The organism is Kitasatospora sp. NPDC001527 (assembly GCF_040298605.1).
Classification (GTDB): domain Bacteria; phylum Actinomycetota; class Actinomycetes; order Streptomycetales; family Streptomycetaceae; genus Kitasatospora.
On record NZ_JBEPAM010000005.1, the window covers coordinates 89,205 to 113,749 of the forward strand.

Annotated in this window: 18 protein-coding genes; 9 read left to right on the forward strand and 9 right to left on the reverse strand. The window is 74.0% G+C overall.

Features of this window, described 5'->3' with window-relative positions; translation table 11 throughout:
- Positions 1 to 8: 8 nt before the first annotated feature.
- The 5 genes from ABT238_RS07050 to ABT238_RS07070 form a co-directional block, all read right to left on the reverse strand.
- A complete protein-coding gene (locus ABT238_RS07050) occupies positions 9 to 1,352 on the reverse strand; it encodes a M1 family metallopeptidase (RefSeq protein WP_350755904.1) in 1,344 nt (447 codons plus the stop codon).
- A 106-nt stretch (positions 1,353 to 1,458) separates the two neighbouring features.
- On the reverse strand, positions 1,459 to 5,412 hold the full coding sequence (locus ABT238_RS07055) for a Pls/PosA family non-ribosomal peptide synthetase (protein ID WP_350755906.1): 3,954 nt from the start codon (positions 5,410 to 5,412) through the stop codon (positions 1,459 to 1,461).
- A gap of 370 nt (positions 5,413 to 5,782) precedes the next feature.
- Complete coding sequence (locus ABT238_RS07060) at positions 5,783 to 6,661, reverse strand: NmrA family NAD(P)-binding protein (RefSeq protein ID WP_350755908.1); 879 nt, start codon at positions 6,659 to 6,661, stop codon at positions 5,783 to 5,785.
- A 94-nt stretch (positions 6,662 to 6,755) separates the two neighbouring features.
- Positions 6,756 to 7,241 carry a hypothetical protein gene (locus ABT238_RS07065; protein WP_350559427.1) on the reverse strand — a complete coding sequence of 162 codons (486 nt, stop codon included), beginning with the start codon at positions 7,239 to 7,241 and terminating at the stop codon, positions 6,756 to 6,758.
- Positions 7,242 to 7,369: 128 nt separating this feature from the next.
- On the reverse strand, positions 7,370 to 7,891 hold the full coding sequence (locus tag ABT238_RS07070) for a MarR family winged helix-turn-helix transcriptional regulator (RefSeq protein ID WP_350559430.1): 522 nt from the start codon (positions 7,889 to 7,891) through the stop codon (positions 7,370 to 7,372).
- 368 nt (positions 7,892 to 8,259) lie between these two features.
- Here ABT238_RS07070 and ABT238_RS07075 point away from each other — a divergent pair, with 368 nt between their 5' ends.
- From ABT238_RS07075 to ABT238_RS07085, 3 genes are read left to right on the forward strand one after another with little or no spacing between them, the layout of a single operon-like run.
- Positions 8,260 to 8,922 (forward strand): DUF998 domain-containing protein, encoded by a 663-nt coding sequence (locus ABT238_RS07075; protein ID WP_350559433.1) that lies wholly within the window; start codon positions 8,260 to 8,262, stop codon positions 8,920 to 8,922.
- Between the two features lie 7 nt (positions 8,923 to 8,929).
- Positions 8,930 to 10,117 (forward strand): sensor histidine kinase, encoded by a 1,188-nt coding sequence (locus ABT238_RS07080; RefSeq protein ID WP_350755910.1) that lies wholly within the window; start codon positions 8,930 to 8,932, stop codon positions 10,115 to 10,117.
- Positions 10,114 to 10,836 (forward strand): response regulator transcription factor, encoded by a 723-nt coding sequence (locus ABT238_RS07085; protein ID WP_350559439.1) that lies wholly within the window; start codon positions 10,114 to 10,116, stop codon positions 10,834 to 10,836. The genes ABT238_RS07080 and ABT238_RS07085 overlap by 4 nt, the downstream gene beginning before the upstream one ends.
- Before the next feature lie 70 nt (positions 10,837 to 10,906).
- Here ABT238_RS07085 and ABT238_RS07090 read toward each other — a convergent pair whose 3' ends face one another.
- Both ABT238_RS07090 and vph read right to left on the reverse strand, forming a co-directional pair.
- A complete protein-coding gene (locus tag ABT238_RS07090; protein ID WP_350755912.1) occupies positions 10,907 to 11,698 on the reverse strand; it encodes a hypothetical protein in 792 nt (263 codons plus the stop codon).
- Positions 11,699 to 12,064: 366 nt separating this feature from the next.
- Entirely contained in the window at positions 12,065 to 12,928 is an 864-nt protein-coding gene (gene vph, locus ABT238_RS07095) for a viomycin phosphotransferase (RefSeq protein WP_350755914.1), read from the reverse strand.
- Positions 12,929 to 13,250: 322 nt separating this feature from the next.
- Here vph and ABT238_RS07100 point away from each other — a divergent pair, with 322 nt between their 5' ends.
- Both ABT238_RS07100 and ABT238_RS07105 read left to right on the forward strand, forming a co-directional pair.
- Positions 13,251 to 14,435 (forward strand): cytochrome P450, encoded by a 1,185-nt coding sequence (locus ABT238_RS07100; RefSeq protein ID WP_350755916.1) that lies wholly within the window; start codon positions 13,251 to 13,253, stop codon positions 14,433 to 14,435.
- 455 nt (positions 14,436 to 14,890) lie between these two features.
- Positions 14,891 to 16,915 (forward strand): transglycosylase domain-containing protein, encoded by a 2,025-nt coding sequence (locus tag ABT238_RS07105; RefSeq protein ID WP_350755918.1) that lies wholly within the window; start codon positions 14,891 to 14,893, stop codon positions 16,913 to 16,915.
- 41 nt (positions 16,916 to 16,956) lie between these two features.
- On the opposite strand, the gene ABT238_RS07110 is transcribed toward ABT238_RS07105, so the two are convergent.
- Positions 16,957 to 18,201 (reverse strand): polysaccharide deacetylase family protein, encoded by a 1,245-nt coding sequence (locus ABT238_RS07110; RefSeq protein ID WP_502891406.1) that lies wholly within the window; start codon positions 18,199 to 18,201, stop codon positions 16,957 to 16,959.
- 268 nt (positions 18,202 to 18,469) lie between these two features.
- On the opposite strand from ABT238_RS07110, the gene ABT238_RS07115 reads away from it, so the two are divergent.
- Together ABT238_RS07115 and ABT238_RS07120 are read left to right on the forward strand one after the other, a co-directional pair.
- A complete protein-coding gene (locus tag ABT238_RS07115; RefSeq protein ID WP_350755922.1) occupies positions 18,470 to 19,714 on the forward strand; it encodes a serine hydrolase domain-containing protein in 1,245 nt (414 codons plus the stop codon).
- 232 nt (positions 19,715 to 19,946) lie between these two features.
- The gene (locus tag ABT238_RS07120) at positions 19,947 to 21,011 is read left to right on the forward strand and encodes a prenyltransferase/squalene oxidase repeat-containing protein (protein ID WP_350755924.1); all 1,065 of its coding nucleotides are present in this window, start codon (positions 19,947 to 19,949) and stop codon (positions 21,009 to 21,011) included.
- Positions 21,012 to 21,057: 46 nt separating this feature from the next.
- Here ABT238_RS07120 and ABT238_RS07125 read toward each other — a convergent pair whose 3' ends face one another.
- Positions 21,058 to 21,912: an alpha/beta fold hydrolase gene (locus tag ABT238_RS07125; RefSeq protein ID WP_350755926.1), complete on the reverse strand. Its 855-nt coding sequence runs from the start codon at positions 21,910 to 21,912 to the stop codon at positions 21,058 to 21,060.
- A gap of 78 nt (positions 21,913 to 21,990) precedes the next feature.
- Between ABT238_RS07125 and ABT238_RS07130 the strand changes: the two genes are divergently transcribed.
- Both ABT238_RS07130 and ABT238_RS07135 read left to right on the forward strand, forming a co-directional pair.
- Positions 21,991 to 22,956: an ArsR/SmtB family transcription factor gene (locus ABT238_RS07130; RefSeq protein ID WP_350755928.1), complete on the forward strand. Its 966-nt coding sequence runs from the start codon at positions 21,991 to 21,993 to the stop codon at positions 22,954 to 22,956.
- A gap of 419 nt (positions 22,957 to 23,375) precedes the next feature.
- The gene (locus ABT238_RS07135; RefSeq protein ID WP_350559469.1) at positions 23,376 to 24,383 is read left to right on the forward strand and encodes a hypothetical protein; all 1,008 of its coding nucleotides are present in this window, start codon (positions 23,376 to 23,378) and stop codon (positions 24,381 to 24,383) included.
- The last annotated feature ends 162 nt before the right edge of the window (positions 24,384 to 24,545 follow it).

The window sequence follows — 24,545 nt, forward strand, 5'->3', positions numbered from 1 at the left end:
ACGGCGGGTCAGCCGGCCGGCAGCGGCGGCAGCTCCGGCCGCCACAGCCAGGCCTCGAACAGCTCGTCCAGCGGCGCCCGCGCGTACCCGGCGGCGTGGGCGCGGAAGTCCGCGGTGGTCACCACCCCGTGCCGGTGGAACGCCGCCCAGTCCCGCAGCATCCGGAAGAAGGCGGTGTCCCCGAGCGCCAGCCGCAGGGCGTGCACCACCAGGCCCCCGCGCTGGTACAGCCGGTCGTCGAACATCAGCTTGCGACCCGGGTCGGCCAGCCGCAGGTCCTGCGGCAGCCCGGCCAGCAGCCGGTGCGCGTACGCGGCCCGGGCGCCCGCCGCCGGCCCGCCGGAGCGCTCCGACCAGAGCCACTCCGCGTACTTCGCCAGCCCCTCGTTCAGCCAGATCTGGCTCCAGTCGCCGACCGACACGCTGTTGCCGAACCACTGGTGCGCCAGCTCGTGGGCGATCAGCCGCTCCCGCTCCCAGCCGCCGCCCAGGTGGTTGGTGCCGAAGGTCGCCACCCCCTGCGCCTCCACCGGGACGTCCAGCTCCTCGTCGGCGACCACCACCGTGTACTCGCCGAACGGGTACGGGCCGAACACCTCCCCGAAGTAGGCCGTCATCTTCGGCTGCCGCCCGAAGTCCGCGGCGAACGCGCCCGTCAGCCGCTCCGGCACGAACCCGGTCTGCGGCACCTGCGGGTGCTCGGCCAGCACCACCGGCCGGTACTGGCCGATCGAGACCGTCACCAGGTACGTGGAGGTCGGCGCGGACTGCTCGTACACCCAGGTGGTGCTGGACGAACCGGTGGTGCGGGTCAGCAGCCGCCCGCCCACCACCACCGTGTACGGGGAGGGCGTGGTGACCGCTATCTGGTACGTCGCCTTGTCCGCCGGCCGGTCGTTGCACGGGAACCAGGACGGCGCCCCGATGGGCTGGCTGGCCACCAGCGCGCCGTCGGTCAGCTCCTCCCAGCCCAGGCCGCCCCACGGGCTGCGCACCGGCCGGGGGTTGCCGGTGTAGTGCACGTCGACGGTGAACGCCGCGCCCGCCGCGAGCGCCTTCGGCGGGCGGATCCGCAGCTTGCCCGCCCGGTGGGTGTAGCGGGCCGGCTTGCCGTCCACCAGGACCCGGCCGATCCGGAACTCGGCGAGGTCCAGCGCGAACTCCGTCAGCGCGGTCACGGCGACGGCGCTCAGCCGCGCGGTGCCGCCCAGCCGGTTCGGGCCGGGCCGGTAGTCCAGCGCCAGCTCGTACCGGTGGACCCGGTAGCGCGGATCACCGCTGTTCGGGAAGTAGGGGTCCGGCGGGGCGACGGGCTGCGGGGGCTGCGGGGACTGCGCCGGGCGGGGGTTCACCGGGTCGTACGCTCCTGGAAACACGGGACTGGGCAGGGGGACGGGGACGGGGGACGCCCGGAGGGCCGGACGGGGCGGACCCCGGCCGGCCCCCCGGGGACGGCGGTCAGGAGGTGGGCTGCCACACCTCGATCGGGTTGCCGAGCCACCGGCTGTCGGCGGGCACGGACTCGGCGCGCATCACCAGCGAGGCCGGGCCCAGCGTGCTGCGCGCACCCACCGTGCTGCCGGGCAGCACGATGCCGCCGGGCCCCAGGGTGGCGCCCTCGCGGAGGACGACAGTATCCATCCGCATGATCCGGTCGTGGAAGAGGTGGGTCTGCACCACGCAGCCGCGGTTGACCGTCACCCCGTCCCCGAGCGTCACCAGGTCCGCCTCCGGCAGCCAGTAGCTCTCGCACCACACGCCGCGGCCGACCCGCGCGCCGAGCGCCCGCAGCCACAGGTTCAGCACCGGCGTACCCGGCACCGCGCCCACCAGCCACGGCACCGCCAGCACCTCCACGAAGGTGTCGGCGAGCTCGTTGCGCCACACGAAGCCGCTCCACAGCGGGTGCTCCACCGCCCGGAACCGGCCGACCAGCAACCACTTCGCGGCCACCGCCACCGCGCACGCCACCGTGCCGGCCGCCAGCAGCACCGCGCCGGACAGCGCCGCCGCCGCGAGCGGCGACCACGCGGACGACAGCCAGGACAGCGCCGCCAGCGTCAGCGCGCCCAGCGCCCCCGAGGCCAGCACCGGCAGCAGCCGGGCCACCTCGACCAGGCCGCGCGCCCACAGCAGCCGGGCCGGCGGCTCGTAGGTCAGGCTCTGGTCCGCCCGGTCGGCCGAGCGCGGCAGCCGCACCGGCGGCATGCCCAGGTACGAGCCGCCCTTCTTCGCCTTCTCCGGCGTCGCCGACAGCACGCCCACCAGGCCGCGCTTGGGCACCGCACGGCCCGGCGCGGTCATCCCCGAGTTGCCGAGGAACGCCCGCTCGCCGACCTTCGCCTCACCCAGGCGCACCCAGCCGCCGCCCAGCTCGTACGGCGCCATCAGGGTGTCGTCGGCCAGGAACGCGCCGTCGCCGACCGTGGTCAGGCTCGGCAGTGCCAGCACCGTCGACACCTCCGCGTGCCGTCCGACCCGCATGCCCAGCGCCCGCAGCCACAGCGGGGTCACCAGACCCGCGTACAGCGGGAAGAGGATCTCCCGGGCCTGGTCCATCAGCTGCATCACCGTCCAGGCCTGCCAGCCGACCCGGCCGTGCAGGGGATGCACCCCGGGCTCCAGACCGATCGACAGCAGCCGCACCGCCGCGACCAGCTGCCCCGCGTAGACCACGCCGAACGCCAGGGTGGCCGGCAGCAGGCCGAGCAGGGCGCCGCCGAGCGCGCCGCCCAGACCGTCCGCCGGGTCGACGAACGGGGCGAGCACCGCCAGGCCGGCCACCGCCGGCAGCACCGGCAGCAGGGTCAGCGCCGTGCCGCTCAGCCCGTACAGCGCGGACCAGCGGGCCCGGCGGGCCGGGCGCTCCTTGGGCCAGGTCCGCTCGGCGCGGCCCAGCTTGACGGCGGGCGCGCCGCCCCAGCGCTGGCCGGTCGGCACGTGGCCGGTGACGCTGGAGCCGGCCACCACCTGGGCCCGCTTGCCGACCCGGGCGCCCGGCAGCAGGATCGAGCGGGTGCCGACCACGGCGCCCGAACCGACCTTGAGCTGCCCCACCTCCAGCCGGTCGCCGTCCAGCCAGTAGCCGCTGAGGTCCACCTCGGCCTCCACCGCGCAGCCCCGGCCCAGCTTGAGCAGGCCGGTCACCGGCGGCAGCGAGTGCAGGTCCACCTCCTCGCCGACCTTGGCGCCCAGCGCCCGCGCGTAGCGGACCAGCCAGGCCCCGGAGAGCGAGGTCGCGCCGCTCACCTCGGCCAGCCGCTCGGCGGCCCACAGCCGCAGGTGCACGCCGCCGCCGCGCGGGTAGCTGCCCGGCCGCAGGCCGCGCAGCAGCAGCCGGGCGCCGCCGGCCGCCAGCGCCAGTCGGCCCGCCGGGGTGAACAGCACCGCCGCGCCGGCGCCGAGCGCCCACCAGGAGGCGGTCGGTGCCCAGGCGTAGCCGTCCAGGTGGGAGAGCAGGTTGCCGAGCGCCAGCAGGGCCACCGTCCAGCGCAGGCCGACCACGGTGAACAGCGGGATCAGCAGGAGCAGCTGCAGCAGCTTGGCGCGGGTCGGCACCGGCTCGATCGTCCGGGCCTCGCCGGTGTCCACCGCCGTGCGCTCCAGGTGGCGGGCGAGCTTGCGCAGCGTCGGCTGCTGGTAGACGTCCACCACCGCCGCGTTCGGGTAGCGGGTGCGCAGCAGGGTGGTCAGCCGGGCGGCGGCCAGGCTGCCGCCGCCGATCGCGAAGAAGTCCTCCCGGGGGCCGCTCACCGGCACACCGAGGATCTCGGTCCACTGCTCGGCCAGCCAGGCCTCGGTGCCGTAGAGCTGCTCGGTCGGCCCGGCCGACTCCAGGCCCTCCAGCGGCCAGGGCAGCGCGTTGCGGTCCACCTTGCCGGAGGTGCGGGTGGGCAGTGTGTCGACCGGCGCGAGCAGCGGCACGAGGGCGGCCGGCAGCTCGGCGCGCAGCCGGGCCACCGCCTGCTCGCGGTCCCAGCCCTCGCTGGTCACCAGGTAGCCGACCAGCAGCTGGTTGCCGCCGCGTGCGGTGCGCACGGCCGCGGCCGCGCCGGCGACGCCGGGCAGCGCCTGCAGCGCCGCGTCGACCTCGCCGAGCTCGATCCGCCGGCCGCCGAGCTTGATCTGCTCGTCGGCGCGGCCCAGGAAGAGCAGGCCCGCCGGGTCGGCCTGGACGAGGTCGCCGCTGCGGTAGGCGCGCTCCCAGCCCATCGAGGGCAGCGGCGCGTACTTCTCGGCGTCCTTCTCCGGGTCCAGGTAGCGGGCCAGGCCGACGCCGCCGATCACCAGCTGGCCGGTGCCGCCGGGGGCGACCGGCTCGCCGGCCTCGTCGACGACCACGAGGTCCCAGCCGTCCAGCGGCAGGCCGATCCGCACCGGGCCGTCGCCGGTCAGCAGCGCCGCGCAGGCGACCACGGTGGCCTCGGTGGGTCCGTAGGTGTTCCACACCTCGCGGCCCTCGGTGACCACGCGCTGCACCAGCTCGGGCGGGCAGGCCTCGCCGCCGAAGATCAGCAGCCGGACCTCGTTCAGCGCCTCGGCCGGCCAGAGCGCGGCCAGCGTCGGCACGGTGGAGACCACGGTGATCTCCTGCTCGGCCAGCCAGGGGCCGAGGTCGGCGCCGGAGCGCACCTGGGAGCGGGGGACCGGCACCAGGCAGGCGCCGTGCCGCCAGGCCAGCCACATCTCCTCGCAGGAGGCGTCGAAGGCCACCGACAGGCCGGCCATCACCCGGTCGCCGGGGCCGATCGGCTCGTCCTGGAGGAAGAGCGCGGCCTCGGCGTCGACGAAGGCGGCGGCGTTGCGGTGGGTGACGGCGACGCCCTTGGGGCGGCCGGTCGAGCCGGAGGTGAAGATGATCCAGGCGTCGTCCGCCGGGGTGGGGCGCTGGGCGGCGGGGGTCTGGTCGGCCAGCGGCTCGCGGGGCGCGCCGACCGGGGTGAGCGCGCGCTCGGCGCCGAGGACGGCGGCGACGGCGGCCTCCTCGAAGACCAGCTGGGCGCGCTCGTCCGGGTCCTCGGCGTCCACCGGGACGTAGGCGGCGCCGGCGGCGAGCACGGCGAGGACGCTGACGTAGAGGTCGTTGGTGCCGGAGGGGACGCGCACGCCGACCCGGTCGCCGCGGCCGATGCCGGCGGCGGCGAGGCGGCGGCGCAGCTGCTCGACCTCGGCGGCCAGCGCCCGGTAGGTGAGCACGGTGCGGCCGTCGTCGAGGGCGGGCTCGGCGGGGTACCGGCGGGCGGTCTCGTCGAGGAGGTCGACCAGGGTGCGCGGGGCGGCGGCGGGGCGGCCCGGGTAGCGGGCCTGCTTCTCGGCCTGCTCGGCCTTCTCGGCGTGGGCGGCCTGCTCGGCCTCCGCGGCCTGCCCGGTGGCGGGGGTCGGGCCCGGGTCCCGGCTGGGTTCGGCTGTCATGGCTGCCGTGCGCTCCTTGTCCTCGCCCCGTCCCGATCGATGTCCGACCCTTGGGGGCGGTGGGAGCACTCGCCTGTCCGGGTGACCCCACTCCGGGGTCGGAGCGGACAACCCGACCGATGGTAGCCCCGGGCGGTGAACGGCGATCGGCCGACACTCCGCCCAACTGGCCCGACAGTGGCCGAATCTGACGGAGCATCAGCTCGCAACTGAGGCTCCGTGGGTCGCATGTGACGACCTGTCAGTCGCTTTGACGGATCGTCAGGTCGATTTTCCGACCGTGACCCATGCCACACCGATTGCTGCTCCCTCGGGGTGACGGGCCCGCCGCACGGGGGTGCGGCGGGCCCTCGGGGGCTGTGCGGGGGGATCAGCGGGAGGGGTGGCGGAAGGCGTCGAGGTGCTCCTGGAGGAATGCCTCCAGCGTACGCGGGGGCCGTCCGGTCAGCCGGGTGGCGGCGACGTCCGGGGCCTCCGGGCGCTCGACGGCGAGCCGCTGGATCTCCACCACGTGGGCGGCCAGCCAGTCCGGCATCCCGGCCCGGGCGACCAGGTGGGCGTGCATCTGCGCGGGCGGCAGGTCGACGTACTGCACCGGCCGGCCCAGCAGTGTGCTCAGCAGTCCGGCGAGCTCCGGGTGGCTGTAGGCGCGCCCGCCGGTCAGGGCGATGCTGCCGCCCGCGGCGCCCGGGCGGACGAGCGCGGCGGCCGCGACGTCGCCGATGTCGCGGCAGTCGACGTAGTTGCAGCGGGCCGAGCCCATCGCGCCGTGGATCAGCCCGGCCGCCGCGATGCCCGGTGCGAGCAGCAGCAGCTTCTGCATGAACGCGTACGGACGCAGCACGGTGGTGGGGATGCCCGAGGCGCGCAGGCGCTCCTCGATGACGTGGTGGCCCCGGGAGACCGCCACCGGGGAGTCCGGCTCGGCGGCCGGCGCGGAGACCTTGACGATGTGCTCCACGCTCTCCAGGGCGGCGAGGTCGACGGTGCGCAGCTCGTACTCGACCTGGCGGGGGCCGTTCTCCATGGTGAGGAAGAGCTGTCGGGTGCCGCGGAGGGCGGCGCGCATCGAGTCGGGGTCGGCGGCGTCGGCGGCGACGGCCTGGACCATCCGGCGGACGGGCGCGTCGAGGCCGTCCAGCAGGCGTTCGGGGTCGCGGCTCAGTGCGCGGACCGGGATGCCGAGCGCGGTCAGGCTGCGCAGCGTGGCGCCGCCGGTGGCGCCGGACGCGCCCATGACGGTGATCATGCGGGGTTCTCTCCTGGGTTCGGTCGTGTTCGGTCGGTGGTCGGTGGGTGGTCGGTCGGTGTTCGCGGGTGCCCGGTGGGCGGGCGCCGGCGGGTCAGTGCGCCCGGTGCCGGCGGGGGAGGGAGGCGCGCCAGCGCCAGGTGGTCATGGTCGCCGCGATCGCGGCGGACACGGGCAGGTCGAAGCGCAGCCGGCCCGGCCACGGACTGTCGGCGAGCGCCGGCAGGTGCGGCAGCCACGCGGCCCCGGCCGAGCCGACGGCGAAGGCGAGGGCGGCGGAGCCGAGGCCGAACCCGAGCGCGAGGAGCGGGACGGGCCCGCGGGCGGCCCAGGAGTCGGCCGGGCGCCGCCGGTGCCGGGCGCCGACCAGGGCGGCGACCAGGGCCGAGGTGCCGGCGATGGTGGTGAGAGCGGCGATCCTGAGCTCGGACTGGCCGGTCGCGAAGCCGCCGATTCCGGCCATGAGGGCGGGTGCCGCGTAGGCGACCAGCACCTCGCGCCACAGCACGAAGCGCGGCGGGGCGGCGGTGTCGGGGGTGGTGTCGGGAGCGGTCGGCCGCTGCTGGGTTCGGCTGGGCATGGGCGGTCCTAGTGATTAGGGGGCTAACTATAAATGATCAGGTGGCTAACTACATGGGCGTGAAGGAGTCGGCGGGCCGGCCCGGTGGCCCGGGGTGGCGGTGGCCGCGGTGGTGGTGGCGCGTCGGGTCAGTCGTCGGTCAGGGCGGACATGCCCTCGACCAGTCGGGCCAGCAGGTCGAGGAAGAGCGTGCGCTCCTCGACCGAGAGCCCGCCGACCATCGCCTGCATCCGCGCGAAGTGCTCGGGCGCCATCTCGCGCAGGCGCTGGGCGCCGCGCGCGGTCAGCACCACGACGTTGCCGCGCCCGTCCTCGGTGGACGGGCGGCGGGCGACCAGGCCGTCCCGCTCCAGTCCGTCGACCAGTCCGGTCACGGTGGCGCGGGAGACTCCGAGCGCGCTCGCCAGCTGCGAGGGCGACTTCTCGCCGCCGTGGTCCTCCAGTTCGGCCAGCAGCCGGTAGCGGCCGGTGGACAGCCCGAAGCGCGCGAAGTGCGCCTCGCCGGCCTGGCCGAGCCTGGATCCGGCGGCCATCAGCCGCGCCGCGACCAGGACCGCCTGCGGGTCGGCCGACAGGCCGTACCGGGAAAGCTGCCGCCGGGCCTGGTCGAGCGTGGGTGCGCCGGTGCCGGCGTCGTGCTGCTGAGCCATGGAAGTAATATGGCGGCTAACCAGATCCCGGGTCAAGTGGGCCCGGGGCGCGTGTCCGCCGGCCCCGTCGCCTCGTGCCCGGGCGTGGGGGCGTACGGCCTGTGCTGCGCGGACGGCGTTCACAGCCTCACCAGGGCGTACCCGGCGGCGGAGGTCACGGAGCCACGGCCGATCTCCATGGTGGTCCTGGTCTCGTGTCGGTGGTGCTGGCGGAGGCCCGGCCGCACCGGCACGTACACCGAACGGTGCAGCCGGGCCGGGCGACGACACCGGCCGGTGTACAACGGGCTGTCCGCATCGGGACGACGCGACCGCCCCCGCCCCCTCCGTAGGTTCTGGATCACAAGAACGACACCGAGGAGGACGGCATGACGGCGACGAACACGGCTCCGGCCGCGGGGGTGCGGGCTCCGCTCACCCTGATCGGCAGCGGGGCCCTGGCGATGGCCGCGGTGGAGACGCTCAACCCGGAGTACGACCTGGTGAGCGAGACCCTCAGCCGGTACGTACACGGCACGGCCGGCTGGCTGGTCCCGGCGGCGCTGCTGGCCGTCGCCGCCGCCTCCGCCGTCCTCGTGGTACGGCTGGGGGCCGGGACCCGGCGGGCGGGTCGGGCCGCGCTCGCGGTGTGGACGGCGGGCATCCTGGTCGCGGCTCTCTTCCCGGCGGACCCGCCCGGCGACTGGAGCCGCCCCTCCCCCTCCGAACTTGTCCACGGCAACGCCGCCTTCCTGGCCTTCGCGGCCCTGCCGACCGCCGCCGTGCTGCTCCGCGGGACGCTCGTGGCCCGGCGGCCCGGCCTGCGAACGGCCCTGAACACCCTGACCGTGGCCTCGGCCACGGCCACGGCGGCGCTCGCGGTCTTCCTGGTCGACGTGATGGACGGTGGCCCGTCGCTCGGGCTGGGGGGTGCCCCCACGCTCGTCGGCCTCGCCGAACGCCTGGTGATCGCCGTGGACTTCGGGTGGGTCGCGCTCGCGCTGGCGGTGACGGGCACCCGCCGTGAGCGGGGGCGGGACCGTCGTGCATGATCGGCGCATGGAACGACCCGCCGTCCGTGCTCCTGCCGCCCCCCGCACGGCCCGGTTCGTCGACGGGCTCCTCGCGGCCGGCACCGTCGTCGCCGTCCTGGCCGTCACCGTCCGGCTCGGCGGCCGGCTGGACGCCGCGGGAACCCTGCCGCTCGCCCTGTGGCTGGGCGCGCTGCTCCTGACGCGCCGCCGGTGGCCGCTCGCCGTGCTGCTGCTCGGCGTGCAGGCCGTCGTCGTGTTCCGCACCGCCGGACTCACCGACGTGGGCTGGGTGTGGCCGGTGTCCGCCGCATACGCCACTCTGGCCTCGGACGACCGGCCCGGCCGGCCCGGCCTGCCGTGGGCGGCCGGCGTGGGCCTGGCCGAACTGGCCTTCGCCGGAGCCTGGGAGACGATCGCCGGTGGCGCCACGGCGCGCGAGGCCCTCGGCTCCCTGGGGGCCGAGGCCCTCTGGCTCGCGGTGCTCCTCGCCTCCGCCGCCGCCTACCGCAACCGGCTCCGCTGGCGCGCCGAACTCGACGAGCGCCTTCTGCGGGCCGCACGGGAACAGGACCTGGAGGCCGGCCGGCGGATCGCGGAGGCCCGCCTGGACATCGCCCGAGAACTGCACGATGTCGTCGGGCACACCCTCACCGTCGTCGGGCTCCAGCTCCGGGTCGCGGCCGAGGCCCTGGACGACTCCCCGGAAGAGGCGCGCAACGCCCTCGCCACCGCGCAGCGGGTCCGCACGGTGGCCCTGCGGGACCTCCGCGCGCTCGTCCACGTGCTGCGCGCGCCGGGGGAGGCCCCGGAGGACCCCGCGGCCGGGGTCCTTGAGATCGCGGCGCTCGTCGACCGGATGCGGTCGACGGAGTTGGACATCCGGCTGGAGGCGGCAGGCGACCTCGCCGCCCTCCCCGCACCGGTCTCCCTCGCCGTCCACCGGATCGTCCAGGAGGCCCTCACCAATACGGTCCGTCATGCAGAGGCGTCACGGGCCGAGGTCGGCATCCGGTGCGGCGACGGACGGGTGGAGGTGAGCGTCACCGACGACGGCCGGACCTCGGCACAGCCACCGTGGACGGCCGGGCACGGGATGCGCGGGATGGATGAACGGGTCCGGGCGCTCGGCGGAGACTTCTCCGCCGGACCGCACGGAAAGGGCGGCGGATGGCTCGTGCGAGCCGCCATACCTGTGCCAGGCTTCCGCCCATGACGATCAAGGTGCTCCTCGCCGACGACCAGGCCCTGGTACGGGCGGGATTCAGCAGCCTCCTCGCCCGCGCCGAGGACATCCGGGTCGTCGGCGAGGCGGGCACGGGCGACGAGGCAGTCCGTACGGCCCGCGCCGTCCGGCCCGACGTCGTCCTCATGGACATCCGCATGCCCGGCACGGACGGCCTCACCGCCACCCGGACGATCGTCGAGAATCCCGAACTGGCGGACTGCCGCGTCATCGTCCTCACCACCTTCGAGACCGACGAGTACGTCTTCGCGGCCCTGCGCGCGGGCGCGAGCGGATTCCTCACCAAGGAGACCGAACCGGACGACCTGCGCCAGGCCGTCCGGGCCGTGGCGGCAGGCGACGCGCTGCTCTCACCGGGCGCGACCCGACGGGTGATCGAGCAGTTCGCGCACCGCCCGGCAGTCCCCACCGACACCGCCGATCAGCTCGCCGTGCTCACCGCGCGGGAACGCGAGGTGACCCGTTTGATCGCGACCGGCCTGTCCAACGACCAGATCGCCTCACAGCTCTTCATCAGCCCGCTCACCGCCAAGACCCACGTCACCCGCGCGATCGCCAAGCTCGGTGTCCGCGACCGAGCCCAACTGGTCATCCTCGCCTACGAGACGGGCCTGGTCCTCGCCGGCGGCCTGCGCCGCCCGGAGCAGGGACCATCGAACGGGACCGGACCGAGGCGGGTCCCGAAGTGAGGTTCTGGCTCGACTTCTGTGATTCAGCTACGCTCAGTAATCAGCCGGGGGCGGGGCCTGCCGCCTTGAGTCAGAACGGCGGTTCTTCGGCGTATCCACCCGCCCAGGAAGCGCGTTCGGCTATGCGACGGGCGCGCAGTTCGCGGGCGCTCAGGTCGTCCGCGTTCTCCAGGCCGCTCGTGTCATGTCCCCACGCCTTCAGGGCGTCGAAGACACGGTCGCGCTTGTAGCGGTCCGCGCTGGTGGACAGCAGATCGCGCGCTCGGCCGGCCAACTCTCCTCGGTGCGGGACGAGAGCGGGGTGCTCCACCAAGGGGATGGCGGCAACGACGGCTGCGGCACGTACCTCCGCGTCGTCGTTGCCGAGGAGAGGCTGGACGGCGGAGTAGAACACTGGACGCAGGTCGCGAAACGCGCGCATCTCCTGATAGTCGTCGAGGAACTCTTTCCCGCAGTGGCGTTCGCCGGCGGCCACGTTCTCGTCGTCGGCGTCGTAGGCGGTGCTGCTGAGCCAGTCCAGGAGTGCCGCGCGGGTGGGACGATGCGGCGCCCGATCCGCATCCCGGCCGCGGTTGCCCATGGCGGTGGCCGGATGATTGAGAATGGCTGCCACATACAGGGCTACCGGAACGGTGGCTTCGTAGATGCTGTTCTGGTGGGTCACCGCCCCGAGGGCGTCGAAGACGGCCGCAGCTCTGGTGCCCGGATCGGGATCGAGGAGGCGTGCCAGCGCCGCCGGAAGGATTTCGCCTGTCCCGCACGGGGTGGCCAGTGACGCCCAGTCCGTCTCGTCCAGGAGCGTCCGGTAATGCGGGAGCACGTTCGGCAGGGCAGCGTCGGTTTGGCTGGGCGCGTCGGTCACAGGCTGAAGCTATAGCGTTTCCGAGCGAGCGGTGTACTTCTGCTGTCGCAGCCCGCGCCGGATGCCGGACCCCACTCGGGTCCGCGTGCGACTGTGGTCACGCCAACAGCACACGCTTGCGTAGAAGTTGGAACCCTGCGCGGCCGAGCATCTGGCGTTTGAGCATCTTGATCCGGTTCACATGACGAATTCCGGGGCAGGGTGAGGCCGGCGATGACCGCGTCCCGGTCGCGGTCGATGCCGGCGGCGAGGGTGTGGAGGCTGGGCAGGTCGTCCTGGCGGACGGCGTTGAGCCATTGCGGTGAACGGAGCCGGCAGCCCGCCGACACGGTCTCACGCGGACGAGACCGAGGTCACGTGCTTCAGTCAGCGGTAGTCCGCCAGGCCGTCCGCGAGTTCGTCTTCGTCTCCGTCGCGGATGGCGTAGAGGGCTTGTTGCAGAGCGAACGTGCCGCGGATCGCTGCCACGCGGGTGGTGAGTCCGTGGTCTGACAAGCCGCCCAGGGCACGCACCCGTTCCAGGAGTTCGACACCGTAGCCGGCGACGACGGCCGCGAGGTCCTCGGCCTGGTCGCCGAGTTCGACATCGTCCCAGTCGAGTACTCCGGCAAGGTGGGGCAGGCCGTGCGTCCACTCCCACAGGACGTTCTCGGCACCGAGGTCGCCATGGACCACTGCGCGGGTGAGGTGGGGGAGGCTGTCGAGTGCCGCGAGCTCCTGCTCGGCCCGTAGGCGCCCGCTGTCGGACATGAGGCGGAACAGCTCCGCGCGCACGCTCTCCGCGAAGCGGCTCCACCGGTCGGCCGGCGCCTGGGGCAGCACTGCTCGTACCGCCCCGTCGATGCCGGCACGGGCCAGACCGCCCAGCAGCGTTGCGTACTGCGCCGCCACGGTGTCGGCCACCCGGGGATCGTTGAGCGCGTCGGCTCGGAGGGGTTCACCGGGGATGCGGGTGAGGACCAGGAACGGGACCTCACCGGCGCCGTGGGCCCCGCCCTGGAACAGCGGTCCGGGTGTGCGGAAGCCGAGGTCGAGTCCGGCGAGTACGCGGAGTGCGGCAGCGCGCTCGGGCAGCCGGGCGGCCGCCGCCCGGGTGCGGGGCAGGCACACAACGCGGTCCGAACCGATGACCACGTTGTGGAACTGTCCCTGTCGCACCGTGAGCTTGCCTGGTTCGTCGTCAGGCAGCAGTCGGCTCAGCAGAGCGCCATGCGTCGTGAGGATGTTCACCCGGGTGACCTCTGGATCCTTCGATGGGGCGGAGCCGAGGTGAATCTACCGTCGGGCCGCGTCGGGGAGCGGACGTCCGCCCCGGCGGACGCACGACGTGGTTCCGGTGGCTCGCGTTCGCGATCGTGCACGGCCGCAGCGGGCCGAGATGCGCTTCCACCGGGTTGGCCCAGGAGGCGCTGGGGGCGGCTCCGGCGCGGGGGAGGGGGTGCGGGCGGGGGTTCCGCACCCCCGTGCGCTGCGGAGGATCGGGACCGGAGTGCGCAGCGGCGTGAGCGCCTGGGTATCGGGAGATCGGTACCGGGTGGTCAGGGGAGGGCCCATGAGCGAGCAGGAAGCACCGCCGATCTCGATCTTCTACCGCCGCGACGGGCTCGGCCCGGGGGCGGCGCTGGGGGAGGCCCAGCGGGGGGATCCGGTGCGGCGGGTGCGGGACTTCTGGCTGCACCGGGTCGGTGAGTACTGGCTCGTCACCCGGCACACCGATGTGCGGCGGGTGCTGGCCGACCAGGAGACCTTCGCGATGTACGACGCGGAGCGCGCCCCGGTCCTGCCGAACGAGCTCCTCAACATGGACCCGCCGGAGCACACCCGGCTGCGCCGCGTCCTGACGCCGGAGTTCACCGGGAAGCGGATCCGCGCGCTGGAGCCGATGATCCGCGCCCGGGTCGGCGAGCTGATCGACGCCATGGAGTCGCGCGGTCCCGCGGCGGACCTGATGGCGGATTTCGCCCTGCCGCTGCCGCTCGGGGTGATCTGCGCGCTGCTCGGCGTTCCCGATCCCGATCAGGGGGAGTTCCACCGCTGGTCGCGGACCACGCTGGATCTCGGGCTGCCGATGGAGGAGCGGCTCGCGGCCGGCCGGGAGTCGCGCGCGTACACGGCCTCGCTGGTGGCGGCGAAGCGGCGCAGCCCGGACGACGGGATGATCGGCATGCTCGTCCGGGAGCACGGCGACGCGGTGTCGGACGCCGAACTGGTCGGCGTCTGCGAGCTGTTGCTGCTCGCCGGCCACGTCACGGTGTCCAACACGATCGGCCTGGGGGTGCTCGCCCTGCTGGCGCACCCGGAACAGGCCGGCCGGTTGCGCGCCGCCGCGGAGAGCGACCCCGTGATCGACACCGCCGTGGAGGAGTTGCTGCGGTTCCTGTCGGTGTCCAGCACCGCGCTGGCCCGGACCGCGCGGTACGACACGGAGCTCGGCGGCGTGCCGATCACGGCCGGTGACCAGGTCGTCTGCCAGCTGCCGGTGGCCAACCGCGACCCGGCGCTCGGCGCCGGGATGGACCGCCTCGACATCGGGCGCAGGCCCGTGTCGCACCTGGCCTTCGGGCACGGTCCGCACCACTGCCTCGGCGCGCCGCTGGCCCGCGCCGAGCTGCGGATCGCGCTGCCCGCGCTGCTGCGGCGGCTGCCCGGTCTCGCACTCGCGTGTCCTGCCGAGGAGGTGTCCTACCGGGTGAACAACGAGGTCTACGGTGTGCACGCACTGCCGGTCACCTGGTGACCGGCGACGTCGACCCCCACTCCTTCTGCCGGACCAGCTCGGGGCCGTCGCGACTGCCCCCACGGCGGTGGCCACCCCGGTAACCGGGCCGGTGGCCGTCAGGACGGTGCCCAGGCCCGGATGACTGGTGCTGGGCGAGGTGGACGCCTACCGCTTCCTCGGCTTCCGCCTGGGCGAGACCGGCGCCGACTTCGACCACTTCGGCATCGACGACTGACACCCCGCCCGGCCCTCCGGCATCCCGGGGGCCGGGCCGTCGTCAAGCGCCATCGCCGCCGGCGATCACCCCCGCGACCCGACGGGACGTCAGATCCACTGTGCTCCAGGCCCGGTGATCGTCAGGGGCATGCGATATGACCATGATCACACCGACCGTCCGCTGTCGTGCTCCGACCCTCACGGCGTCTATTCGTTCGACGGGGTGCTGCACCCACGAGCGAAGCGGAGATCGGACTGTGCGTGCACAACGAGGTGGCGGGGTCGAGGAGGAGAAGCCCGGACGCCGACGGTGGCGGTGGCCGCGGTGGTGGCCCCTGCGGTGGATCGACTACCCGCGCAGGGGGCGGCGCGGAGTCCGGCGCTGGCTCCCCTCCTGGCGGCAGCTGCTCCTGGTGGCGTTACTGGGCGTCCTCGGACCGACCGGGTGGCTGGCCTGGTTCTACACCGTCACGCAGGTGCCCGAGGACCTCAACGCCTTCGCCACCCAGCAGAACAACGTCTACTACTGGGCGGACGGCACCGAGATGGCCCGCATCGGCGAGACCAACCGGCAGGAGGTGCCGCTCGACGGCGTCCCCGAACCGGTGCGGTGGGCCGTGCTCGTCGCCGAGAACGAGACCTTCTACTCGGACCCCGGGATCTCGGCCAAGGGCATCGGCCGTGCGCTCTGGAAGCTGGTCTCCGGCGGCGAGACCCAGGGCGGCTCCACCATCACCCAGCAGTACGTCAAGAACATCTACCTCAACCAGCGGCAGGACTTCTCGCGCAAGCTCAGCGAGGCCGTCATCGCCCTCAAGCTCGACGACCGGATGAGCAAGGACGACATCCTCGCGGGCTACCTCAACAGCAGCTGGTTCGGCCGCGGCAGCTACGGCATCCAGCGCGCCGCCGCGGCCTACTACGGCAAGGACGTCTCCCAGCTCGACGTCAGCGAGGGCGCCTTCCTCGCCGCCCTGCTCAAGGGAGCCGGGCGGTACGATCCGGCGCTGGGCGCGGCCAACCACGATCGGGCCGAGGAGCGGTGGTCCTGGATCCTGGACCGGATGGTCGACACCGGAAGGCTCTCCCGCGCGGACCGCGCCCGGTACACCGTGTTCCCCGAACCCGAGCCGCGGCCGAAGTCCGCCGGCCTCGGCGGCCAGGTCGGCTACCTGGTCGACATCGCCAAGTCCTACATGGAGAGCCACACCGACATCACCCCCGCCGAGTTCGACCTCGGCGGCTACCAGATCCACACCACTTTCGAAAGGTCCAGGGTCACCGCCCTGGCCGTCGCCGTCCAGGAAGCCACGAAGGGCATCGACCCCGGCGCCCGGGACGCCGACAAGTTCCTCAAGGTCGGCGCGGCTTCCGTCGCCCCCGACGGCCGGATCGTCGCCCTCTACGGCGGCCCCGACTACCTCAAACAGGGATTCAACAACGCCAACACCTCCACCGTGCCGGTCGGTTCGGCCTTCGCCCCGCTGGTGTACGCCGCCGGACTCGACCAGGGCGTGCAACGCACGCGGGGCGCCACCCGTACCCCGGTCACCCCCGGCACCACCTACAACGGGGACAACGGGGTGAACGTGATGACCCCGGAAGGCCCGTACTGGGGGCGCGACGGCAAGATCGCCAAGACCGCCAACGACGGCAAGCGCGACTGGGGCCAGGTCACCCTGCGCGCAGCCGTCGAGCAGTCCGTCAACGGGCCGATCATGCAGCTCGGACTGGACATCGGCCTCGAACGGGTACAGAAGACCGCCGCCGCCCTCGGCCTCCTTCCCAGCGTCATGGGCGAACTCAGCCCCGGCTTCGCCGTCGGCAACTCCACCCCCAGCGCCATCCGCACCGCCGACGCCTACACCGCCTTCGCCGCCGGCGGCAGCCGCACCGACCCGTACTCCGTCCTGCGCATCACCCGCAACGGCGAGCCGCTCACGCTGCGCCTGCCCGCCGCCGTCCAGGCACTGTCACCGGCCGTCGCCGCCGAGGTCGACGCGGCCCTCAAGGGCGCCGTCCGCGGCGGCAGCGCCGGCTGGGCGGCCGAAGCGGGGCCCGACCTGGCGGCGAAGCCCGGCACCACCGCGGACCGCACGGCGGGGTGGGCGGTCGGCTACAGCGGACAGCTCGCCACGGCGGTCACGGTCTTCCGCGCCGACCTGCGGGACATGAAGCCGCTGTCCCTCGAAGGGGTGGGCGGGGCCGGCCCGGACACCCCGGACTCGGCGCTGCCCGGCCGGATCTGGAGCACGTACATGAAGGCGGTGGGCGGGCGGTAGGAGGACCGGGCGGCTGCGGTCCCGCAGCCGCCCGGCGGTCGTCATTTCACCAGCCGCGACCAGTCCGCCGGCTGTGCCGGGTCCAGCCGGCGCAGCTGGTCCAGCACCTTCGGGTCCTGGGCGTCCAGCCAGTCGGCGACCTGGCGGAACGAGGCGCAGCGAACGTTCTCACGCTTGCAGACGCTCTTCATCACGTCCTCGATCGCCTGCATGTAGATGCCGCCGTTCCAGTCCTCGAAGTGGTTGCCGATGAAGAGCGGGGCCCGGCTGCCGTTGTAGACCCGCTCGAAGCCGGCCAGGTAGCTGTCCCGGGTCGCCTTCTCCCAGGCGTCGAACTTCTTCGGGTCGCCGTTCGTGGTGGTGCCGGACTGGCCGGCCAGGTAGTTGAAGTCCATCGAGAGGTTCTGGGAGGACGTGCCGGGGTTCGGCAGCAACTGCAGCGGGAAGTTCCAGACGCCTTCCTTCTTCACCGGCCACACCTGGAACTCGCCGGGCGAACTGGCGTCGTAGCGGAAGCCCTTGGCCTTCGCGACGGGCAGCAGGTTCTTCTGGCCCTCCAAGCAGGGGGCGCGGCCGCCCACCAGCTCCTTGGTGTAGTCGAAGGGGAGCGGCGGGAGGTCCTTGTAGCCGGTGTTGGTGCGCCAGTTGGTGACGAAGGATATCGCCTGGTCGAGCTCGGACGCCCACTCCTCGCCGGACCAGTCACCGCCCCCGCCGGGCTGCGGGCCGCAGAAGTGGCCGTTGAAGTGGGTGCCGATCTCGTTGCCGTCCAGCCAGGCCAGGCGGAGCTGCTCCAGGGTGTCCTTGATGTGGGCGTTGGTGGCGAAGTCGATCGATGCCGAGCCCGGGTCGTGCTTCGGGGGGCGGTAGAGCGTGCGTTTCGATTTGGGAAGGAGGTAGAGGCCGGAGAGGAAGAACGTCATCTGGGCGTTGTTCTCCACGCCCAGCTTCCGGAAGCGGGAGAAGAGGCGGTCGTCGCCTTCCAGGGCGCCGTCCCAGGAGAAGACCACGAACTGCGGCGGCTGCTCCCCGGGCTTCAGCCGCTCGGGCTTGGGCTGCCTGGGCTGCGGGCCGGTGTCGGAGGTGGAGCCGTCGCCGAGCAGCTTGACCTGGCCGTCCCAGGTCGGCGTCGGCGTGGGCGTGGGGGGCGGGGTGGGGACCGGGGTCTCGGCGGAGGCCGAGGGCGTGGGACTCGCGGGCATGGTGCCGGTGGAGGCGGGTCTGCTCCTGGGGGCGGAACCTCCCGTGTTCAGGACAAGCGCCGACACGACCCCCACCGCCAGCATCCCGGTCACTCCGCGAGCAGTCCGCACCGTACCTCCGTCAAATCGTCCGACAGTTCGATCACTGCACGGTTTGACGTGATGGACCATCACGGAGGTTGTACGGACGGTGGATTGAGAGGCAGCGGGGCGGAACCGTCGAGCTTCTGCGCGTCAAGGAGTCGCCGGGACGCCGCACCGTGGGAACTGACGCATAGTCAGGTCATAGAGTGTCAGTTCATCGCATTTTTCGGGTGTTACGAGAGCCGTCGGCACGGACACAGGAGGACGCATGAGTGTGGCGGAGCAGCGGAACGGGGCGCGGACGGCGCCGGGCGTGCAGGCCCGTGCCGGACGGCGCGGAACGGCCGTGCGGGTCCTCGCGCTGGCACTGGCGGGCGCGGGCCTGGTGGGTGTGACCGCCCCGACGGCCGGCGCCCTCGGCACAGGCCCGCACCGGGGCGCTGTGGACGCCCGGGCGCTGGACGAGGCGCTGGAGGGCGTGGTCGGGATCGGCGGGGCCTCCAGCTCCCTCGCCCGGCTGACCGAGTACGGGCGCACGGTGTGGAAGGGCGCGGAGGGCGTGGGCGACTTCTCGACCGGCGCCGAGCCCGCGGCGAACGGCCGGTTCCGGATCGCCAGCGTGACCAAGACCTTCGTGGCGACGGTCGTCCTCCAGCTGGTCGGCGAGGGGCGGTTCGGGCTGGACGACAGTGTGGAGAGCCTGCTGCCGGGTGCCGTCCCGAACGGCGGCTCCATCACCGTGCGCCAGCTGCTCGACCACACCAGCGGGCTGTTCGACTACACCGAGGACCCGGCCATCGGTGTCGACCACGAGACCTGGCTCCGCGACGGGCGCTGGCGGAGCTGGACGCCGCACCAGCTCCTCGCGGTGGCCAACGGCCACCCGCCGTACTCCGCGCCCGGCACGGACTGGCGCTACGCGAACACCAACTACCTGCTGGCCGGCCTGATCGTCGAGCGGGTCACCGGACACGACTGGCGCCGGGAGGTGGAGCGCCGGATCATCGACCGGCTGGGGCTGACCGGGACCTCGATGCCGGCCCACGCGACGGGGATCCGCGGCCCGCACGCGCACACCTACCTCGATCTGCCCGGCGGCCCGGTGGACGTCACCGAGATGGAGCCGAGCGAGATGGACGCGGCGGGCGTCGGCATCTCGACCACCGCGGACCTCGGCACCTTCCTGCGGGCCCTGCTCGGCGGGCGGCTGCTCCCCGCGCCGCTGCTCGCCGAGATGCTGACGGTCGCCCCGGCGAGCGGCGACGCCCAGTACGGCCTGGGGATCAGCCGGCTGGCCACGCCCTGCGGCGAGGTCTGGGGCAACAACGGCAGCACCGGCCGCGGGCACAACAGCGCCCTCTACGCCACCCTGGACGGCCGCCGGCTGGTGGCGATCTCGACCAACGGCTACCGCGACACCGGCCAGGGCTGGAAGGCCTCGCAGAAGCTGCTGGCGACCGCCTTCTGCGGCCGTCAGCCGGCCACCGCGGCCACCGCCGCCCCGACCGGCTGACCGCACTCCCGCCGCCCGGCCGGACGCCGGACCACCGGACCGGCCGGGCGGCGTTCGTCGCGCCCGACGCGGTGGTGGCCGGTGCCGGCCCGGGCCGGGGAGTCTTGACCCCCTTGCCGCGACATGAACATGATGGATCGTCACATGACGATTCCGCCGACGGGGGAGTCCGGTCCGAACCGGGCCGTCTCGCCCGGCGGACCTCCCGTGCCCGGGCCCGGAAAGGCACCCCATGCCCCTGCGCCACCGGCTCGTCCGCCTGCTCGCGATACCGGCGCTGGCCGCCGCCGTCCTGCCTCTCCCGACCGCCCCCGCAACCGCCGCGGTCAGGGGTTCGGTGGCCCCGGTCACGACCCTCCTGCCGCGGGAGGCCTCGGCCGGCTGGCTGGCCCGGCAACTCGTGGACGGCGACCACTTCGAGAAGGTCGTCGACGGCACCGTCCGCCCCGACCAGGACCTCACCGTCGACGCCGTGCTCGCCTTCGCGGCCGCGGCCACCGCGGACGAGGCCGGCGCCCGGGCCACCGCCTGGCTGGCCCGCCCCGACATCCTCGCCGACTACCTCGGCGACGGCACCACCGAGGCCTACGCGGGCCCCACCGCGAAGCTGCTGCTGCTCGCCCAGGTCCGCGGGCTGGACCCGACGGACTTCGGCGGCGTCGACCTCGTCGCCCGGCTCCTCTCGCTGCTGGGCACGAACGGCCGCTTCGCCGACCGTTCCCCGTCGGGCGACCGCAGCGACATCGCCGGCCAGTCGTTCGCCCTGATCGCCCTCTCGCGCACCGCGGCGGGTGTCCCGCAGAAGGCCCGCAGCTTCCTGAGCGCGAGCCAGTGCCCGACCGGCGGCTACCCCGTCGCCTTCGGCCCGACCACCTGCACCGGCGACCCCGACGCCACCGCGCTCGGCATCCAGGGCTACAACGCCGGCAACCCCGCCGGCTCCTCCGGGCACGCCATGGGCTGGCTGGTCAACCAGCAGCGCCCGGACGGCGGTTTCGTGTCCCCCGGCGCCACCGATCCCAACGCCGTGACCACCGGCCGGGCCGCCCACACCCTCTTCACCGTCGGCTCCAGCGGCGGCTACCGGGCCCACAAGTGGCTGGAGCCGCGCCAGCTGCGCTGCGCCGCCGCTCCGGAGCGGCGCGGCGCCGTCCCGTACGACTCGGCCGGCTTCGACCGGACCACCGCCCTGCGGGCCACCGTCCAGGCCACCCTGGCGTTCTCCCCCAGCCTGAAGGGCTTCGCCAGGCTGAGCGCGGCCGGCGCGAAGCCGGAGTCGCCCGTCCTGTCCTGCTGAGGCCTGTCCGAGGCGGGGGTCGGCGGCGCTTGCTCGGCTCCGGGGGTCAGCCGACCCTGGAGAGGAAGCCTTCCACCCTCGCCGTGAACGCCTGCGGGTCGTCCAGCCACGGATAGTGGCCGGCACCCGGCTGGACGGCGAGCGTCACCTCGGGGAAGAGCGCCGCGGCACCGGCGGCGGACTCGGCGGTGGGCCACAGGTCCACCTCGCCCGCGAGGAGCAGCACCGGGCAGGGCAGGGCGCCCAGGCGGCCCCGGAGTTCCCGGGTGTCGGGCGTGTAGCCCCGGTAGTAGTGCTCGCTCACGGGGAGCGCGCGCTGGGCGGGGTCGGCGGCGGCGTGGGCGCGGGCGGCCTCGTCCCAGCGGCCGTACATCAGCGGTTCGAAGGCGAACCGGTACGGCGCGGCCTCGGCGAAGGTCTTCGCGGCCGTCACGTGCCGGTGCGCCGTGACGGCCTCGGCGTGCCAGGGCTCGGCCGCGCGGGCGGCGATCACCGCCTCCACGCCGCTGTCGGAGGGCAGTCCGACGGCGGCGAGCGAGGGGGTGACCAGGGTCAGGCTGTCGAGTCGGTCGGGGTGGGCGGCGGCGTAGAGCATGGCCAGGCTGCCGCCGGCGGAGTGGCCGAGCAGGTCGACGCGGTCCAGACCGAGGTGGCGCCGCAGCGCCTCGACGTCGGCCACCAGGCGGTCGACCCGGCAGGTGGCCAGGTCGGCGGGCATCGCGGAGGCCCCGGTGCCGCGTGTGTCGGGCAGGATCAGGGTGCGGTGGGCGGACAGGCCGCCCAGGTCGCCCAGGTATGCGGCGGCGCGCCCGGGGCAGCCGGGGAGGCAGAGCAGCGGCGGGCCGTCGCCGAGCGTGCGGAAGGCGAGCGCGGTTCCGTCGTACGAGGTGAAGAACTCCATGTCGGACAGCCTGTGGGGTGGTGGCCGGGTCCGGCTATCGTTCAGCCTCGGCTAAACGATCGGACGGTGGGGCGGGACATGGCGGTGGAGATCCGGCTCTCGGCGGCCGAGGTGGCACGGGTGCGGCTCGCGGTGTCGCCGCTGGCCGAGACGGTGCTCGGGGTGCGGGCGGCGCTCGGTGTCGGCGGGCACGAGGTGCACCGGCCGTGGGTGCGCGAGGCGCGGCCGGTGCTGGCGGAGGAGCCGGAGCTGCCGTTGCTGCGGATGCTGGTCGAAGGCTGCCTGCCGTCGTTCCTGTTCCCGGTGCCACAGGAGCGCCTGCCGGCGTTCGGGGCCGAGCTGGCGGACCTGCGGGCGACGGACCCGGCGTACGTCACGGCGGAGTGCGTCGCCGCGCTCGGTGCCCGGGCCGGGAAGCTGCCGGGGCCGGCGGTGCTGCTGGAACGGGCCGCCGATGCGCTGACGCGCTGCCACGCCCGGCTGGTGGCCCCGCACTGGGGGCGGATGCGGACGGTGCTGGAGGCGGACCTGGGCCGGCGCGCGCTGGCGCTGGTGGACGGCGGAGTGGCGGGGCTCCTCGCGCAGCTGCACGACGACGTGGTGTGGCGGGAGGGCGAGTTGGTGGTGCACGGGCGCCGGCGCCCGGGGGCGGTGTGGACGGTCGACGCGGGCGGACACGGGCTGGTGCTGATGCCGTCCGTCTTCGGCTGGCCGGAGGTGATCGTCGACCACTCCCCGCGTGCCGCCGCCTCCATCCGCTACCCGGTGTCCGGCGTCGGGCTGCTCTGGGAACAGCCCCGCCCGACGTCCGCCGGGCTCACCGCCGTCCTCGGCCGGACCCGCGCCGCACTGCTCGCCGAGCTCGGCGAACCGCTGAGCACCCCCGAACTCGCCGCCCGCCTGGGCGTCACCGCCGGCGCCGTCTCCCAGCACCTCGGCGCTCTGCGTGCCGCGGGGCTGGTGACGACCCGCCGCACGGGCCGCACGGCCGTGCACCTGCGCACCCGGACAGGCACGGCGCTCACGGCCCAGCCGTTGCGCTGACCCGGGCGGGGCAGCCCGAGGCGGGAGTCGCCGACCGGAGGTCGAACCGGCCGAGCAGAGAGTCCGGCTGAGGATCCGTCAGATCCCGCGTGCAGGATCCCGGCGGGGGCGGCGCGCGCCGGGCATTCACTCGTCCGGCCTATTGGGCAAGGTGGTTCGGACCCGATACATTTCTGTACGGAACGCTCCCCGCGAACCCGCAGCGTGCGGGGTTCTGCATGCGTCACCTCATCGCGGCATTCGAAACGGGCCTTCGCGCCGCCCCGACGATCACCGGACCGTCCGCCCCCGGCGCGGACGCCGACACACGTCCCCCTGCGGGGCCTTCCGCGACCCTCGTACCTCCGCCGAGGAAGCACGCACCTCCGAGGCCGGGCCCGTCGTGCCCGCCGGCACCCACCATCCACTCGGGAGGAACCATGAACGCCGCCACCTGGAACGACATCCTGGTCCGCGACAACTTCCCGGACACGGGGCAGACCCCGACGGCCGACCCCGTCTGGGAGTCCCCGGACATCATCCCCTTCGGCAGCGACGTCCTCGACTTCGGTCTGCTGGAGTCCAGCTACAACGGCCCCGACCTCGGACTGAGTCACCCCATCGTGCAAGGGCAGCTCAACCGCATCTACGTCCGGGGAAGGAACCTGAGGAGCGGTTGCCCCGCCTCCGGCGACGTCAGGCTCTACTACGCTCCGGGAGGGCTGCTCCTGGACCCGCGGGCCTGGACCCCGCTCACCGCCGAGGGCGGCGGCACCAGCGTGCCGTTCACCGTCCGCGGCGGCGGCAGGGAGATCCCTCCCGGACAGATCTGTGTCAGCAGGTCCGCCTTCCTCTGGCCGAGCCAGAACCCGCCGGGCCACTACTGCACGATCGCCACCGTGGACACGCCCGCCCACCCCATGCCCGCCGCGCTGCCCGCGTTCGGATCGCTCGTCGACTACCTGAACTGGGTCAGGTACAGCCCCAACGTCGGCTGGCGCAACATCGACGTCATCCCCTGCCGGCGGACGCGGTACGTCCTCTCCAGCCTGGCCGTCTGCAACCTGAACGACACCCCGACCCGATTCGTCTTCGGGATCTCCGGCACCGACCTGCCCGCCGGCACCGCGACCTTCTCCAACACCGACCAGCAGGCCCCGTTCAGCCTGACGGCGCAGATCTACGAGCCCGGCACCGACGAGGGGTACACGCGCTCCGTCGTCCTGCCCGCCCACTACTCCGGCACGGTCACGGTCGTGGTCCAGCTGGAGCGTCCCCTCCCGTGCGATGCCCGGATCGTGCTGCGGGCCTACAACCCGGTGACCGCCAGGGCCGGAGAACGCGAACGGCGACTCGCCGTCCCCCTCGTCGGCGTCCCGGGGCTCCAGGACGCCCTGTTCCTCGAACTCGGCGCCTACACCTTCGTCGCCGCACCGGACAGCCCGTGACCCGGCGGCGGCCGGTGGAGGGCCGCGTGCCACCCGGACCGGCACGCGCTCCCACCGCCCCCGATGTCGATCATCCGGCCGGGATCGGCTCACGCGGGGGTGTCGTCCCCGGTGGACGGGCGGGGGCTCCGTTCCCCGGTGGCGGGGAACGGAGCCCTGGAC